We start from the raw sequence: 3,857 nt of genomic DNA, 5'->3' as shown, positions 1-3,857 counted from the left end.
GGGGATAGTTGACGGCCATGCGCCGTGTGTAGGGACGGGGGGAAGTTCAAGATGTCCTTCGACGAGGAGTGGGCCCAGCTCAAGGCCGCCGCGCAGGAGGAGCACTCGGCGGCGGGGCGGTCCAGCGGTATGCGGCTGAACCAGCTCGACGGTGGCGGTGGTGGCGGCGGTGGCGGGGTCACCCCGTTCGGCGGGCTGTGCACGTCTCCGGCGCAGAAGAAGACGGCGGCCGGGGTGATCGAGGACGAGCTGGAGCCGGGCCTGACCAAGGCGGGCGACGACGCGGACACCAAGTCCAACACCGCGATCAGCGAGTTCCACGGCTGGGACACGGCCCTGGGGCTCAAGCATGTCCTGACCGAGTGGCAGACGCAGGTGAAGGCCCTGACGAAGCGGATGGGCGGGGAGAAGGAGGCCCTGCGCGGCACCAACGTCCTCTTGACGGGCACGGACCTGCACACCGGTTCGAGCTTCTGCGGCATCTTCGGGAACAACTCGTACGGCACGTCTGCCAACGGCGGCTCGCAGCCCTCGTTGCCCCTCCCCCTCACCTCCTCGCACCCCTGAGAGGGAACCAGATGGTCACCTACCGCCAGGTCATGGACACCGACCTCGCCAAGCTGACCGACGCCGCCCAGGCGTGGGACGACATGGCCGACGAGCTCCAGAAGCTGGAGACGACGTACCAGACCAAGGTCCAGAAGATCAGCGCCGGTATGTCCTGGAGGGGCGTCAGCGCCAACTCCGCCGCCAACACCGCCACCCAGACCCGCCACGAGTTGGACGCGGCCCAGGTGGAGGCGCGGGCCGTCGCGGATCTGCTGCGCGATGCCCACGGCCAGTTCGTAGGGCTGGTGGGCGCGGTCAAGGACGCGGTCAAGGAGGCCCAGGCGGCCGGGATGAAGGTCGACGCCGACGGCCGCTGCACCTTCGACTACGCCAAGGCCACCAAGGAGGCGGCCTTCTCCGCCCACCACGACCCCGACCTGCCGGAGACCGAGCGCTCCTGGACCAAGAGGATCGAGCAGGCCGTCCAGGCGGTCGACGACGCCGACTACGGCGTCAAGCTCGCGCTGCGGGAGTCCGTGAAGGACACGGACGGCAAGGGCGACCTGAACGGCTTCAACGGGGCCGCGCAGGGCGATGTCGAGGTGTACGAGGGGCGGCGGGCCACGGACCTCGGGGAGAAGCTCATCGACGGGAAGCTGTCGCCGGCGGAGCTGAAGGAAATGCAGATACTGATGCGCAACAACGCGCACAGCAAGCCCTTCAGCCAGACGTTCCTCAGTGGCCTGGGCCCCGGGGACGCCATCAAGCTGAGCGACAAGCTCGTCGGGCTCTCGTACAACCGCGACGGCACGGTCAGCAACACCGAATATCTCTCCGTGGAGCAGGGGCTGGCCCATTCGGTGGCCACGGCCACCACAGTGCCGGGAACCCTCAAGGAGCGTCCGCCCGGCTCACCGCAGTTCAACGCCTGGCTGAACAGCCCGGACGGGAAGTTCTTCCGTGACTGGACGGAAGGCGTCCGGAAGGTCGGCTTCGAGAAGTACGGCAGCAAGCAGGTGCCACGGTACGGCTACCAGTCGTATCTGACCATGCTCCAGAACTACGACAAGTTCGACGACCAGTACCTCTACACACTGGGCGACGACATCATCAAAGCGGAGAAGAAGCAGCCTTCGGGTGTATGGGACGAGTGGACCGGCGCCGACCCCAAATTCGTCAACGATCCGCTCGACACCGTCCTGGGCCTCATGAGCAAGGACCCCGACACCGCCACCGCGTTCCTCGACCCCGAGGGCAAGGGGCCGCTGAAGAACGACCACCTCACCTATCTCATCGAGCAGCGCGACTGGCCGAAGCAGGTGATGAATGGTGGCTACGGCCCGCCCATGTCGATGGACGACTCGTTCGGCAAGATGGGCTTCGGCGCCGCGCTCGAAGCCGCCGCCACCGGCCATGTGCCCGGCACCGATTACCCCCTGGGGAAGCACACCGAGGACCAGGCCCGGGTGATGTACCAGGCCATCGAATCGCTCAACAAGGCGGGCGCGGCCGAGAAACTGGACCTCATGCTGCGCCGGCCGATGGCGAACATCCTCGCCGACTACACCCCCGACCTGCACCAGACCCTCGCCCGCGACAACACCCTCTACCGCGAGCACAACGGACTCTGGAACGAGAACGGCGAACTCAGGGTCTCCGTCCCCGAGGAACACCTCGTCAAGATCATGCGCGGGGTCGCCAACGACCCGAACGCGTACGCGGATCTCTACAACGCCCAGCGGCACTACGCGGCGGGGACCTTCGCCGGCATGCCGGAGAAGGTCTCCGAGCACACCCGGGTGCCGATCCAGGAGGCGTCCTCGGTCCTCGGCATGTACGACGGGGTGCGTGCGGACGTCCTCTTCGACAACCGCGACAAGAAGATCCAGTGGGAACGGGACTTCAACAACGCCCTCACCAGCGTCACCAGCATCGGCCCGAAGTTCGTGTCCAACAGCGCCGCCGCGTTCGGCTCGGAGATCCTCTACCGGATCATCCGCTCCGAATCCCACGGCATCATGTGGGATCGCATCAAAGAGGCCAACCTGGACGCGAGCGTGGAGAACGCCAAGCAGTTCACGGCGGGCCAGAAGGAGGTCGACTCCATGGTTGCCAACTGGGCGGAGACCCACGGCCACGCCAAGGACAGCGACTACACCAAGGACCTCATCGGCATCGGCCAGACCAAGCACGCCGAGGGCCGCAACCAGGCCCTGATCCATCTGCGCGCCGACTACTGAGGCTACTCTCGGCGGCCGGTGCGGGTCCCGCACCGGCCATACCTCCGTCAGGCGGGGCGGCGCGCCGCGATCAGCCGGACGCCGAGCGCGGAGTCGTCCCACGCGGTCCGTACGTGGCCAAGACCCGCCGCCGTCAGCGCGCCCTCGACCTCGCCGGTCTCGGGTGTACGCCCGCCCGCGAGCGCGAGGTCCAGGTGCGCTGCCGCGGCCCCCAGCGGGCGCTTGGGCGGCAGCGGGCACGGCAGGACGAGCCAGCCGCCGGGCAGCAGCGCCTCCATGGCCGCGGTGACGGCCGCCCGTAGCTGCTCGGGGCCGGACAGCCCGGCGGCGGGCAGCCAGGCGAGCGCGAGCCGGTCGCCCTCTTTGAAGTCCCCCGCCGCGAAGCCCGCCGCTGTGCTTCCCGTGCCGTCGTCGGTCCGGATCCGTACCTCACCGTCACCCCCGGCCGTGCCCATGGCCACCGGCTCCGGCTCCGGCTCCAGCGCGAGCACCGGTACGAACGGGATATGACGCGCCAGCTCGACGGCGGACCGGCCGCCGTCCCCGGCCGCGCAGCCCACCTGCGCCCCGGGCCGGTCCAGCAGCTCCGGCAGCCCCTCCAGCCTGCCCAGCAGCGAGTTGACCAGCACATCAGCCAGCGGCGCCGCCTCGCCTCCGCAGCCGGTCAGCGACTCCCGCCCCGCGACCGGCTTCCCGTCCCGCAGCCGGGCCCCGCCGTCCAGCGCGCGCCGCAGCCGCGCCGCGAACGCCGAGGCGCGCGGGCCGCCGATCAGCACCCGCTCCAGGCCCTCGTCGGCGACATACCGGCCCTCGCCGTCCCGGCGCACCACCGAGGCGGCCACCAGGGCCTCCAACAGCCCCTCGGCGAGGCCGGGCGGCAGCAGATCCTCGGCCGCCTCCCGTACGGTGCACGGCTCCAGCAGCCGGGCCAGCAGCCCGGTCTCGTTCGCCACCCCGCACACCAGCAGGCCCCACGCCCCCGCCGCCAGTTTCGCGAGCCGTCCCTCGAACAGGCCCTCCGGCCCCGGCGGCAGCGCCTCGGGCGGCCGTCCCGCCCGTACGGCCGCC

General features: G+C 70.0%; 2 protein-coding genes and 1 pseudogene. 2 read left to right on the top strand and 1 reads right to left on the bottom strand.

Going from position 1 to position 3,857, the window contains the following annotated elements:
• Nucleotides 1–51: 51 nt before the first annotated feature.
• Nucleotides 52–567, top strand: a complete 516-nt coding sequence (locus CCN51_RS49180; RefSeq protein WP_014179757.1) for a hypothetical protein — start codon at nucleotides 52–54, stop codon at nucleotides 565–567.
• Between the two features lie 11 nt (nucleotides 568–578).
• Entirely contained in the window at nucleotides 579–2,789 is a 2,211-nt protein-coding gene (locus tag CCN51_RS49175; RefSeq protein WP_014179758.1) for a DUF6571 family protein, read from the top strand.
• A 47-nt stretch (nucleotides 2,790–2,836) separates the two neighbouring features.
• On the opposite strand, the pseudogene CCN51_RS49170 reads toward CCN51_RS49175, so the two are convergent.
• Nucleotides 2,837–3,857: pseudogene (locus CCN51_RS49170) on the bottom strand (acyl-CoA dehydrogenase family protein); the annotation flags it as partial.

It is taken from the genome of Streptomyces milbemycinicus (assembly GCF_002154605.1).
GTDB classification, from domain to species: domain Bacteria; phylum Actinomycetota; class Actinomycetes; order Streptomycetales; family Streptomycetaceae; genus Streptomyces; species Streptomyces milbemycinicus.
This window is presented reverse-complemented; position numbering and strand designations above follow the sequence as displayed.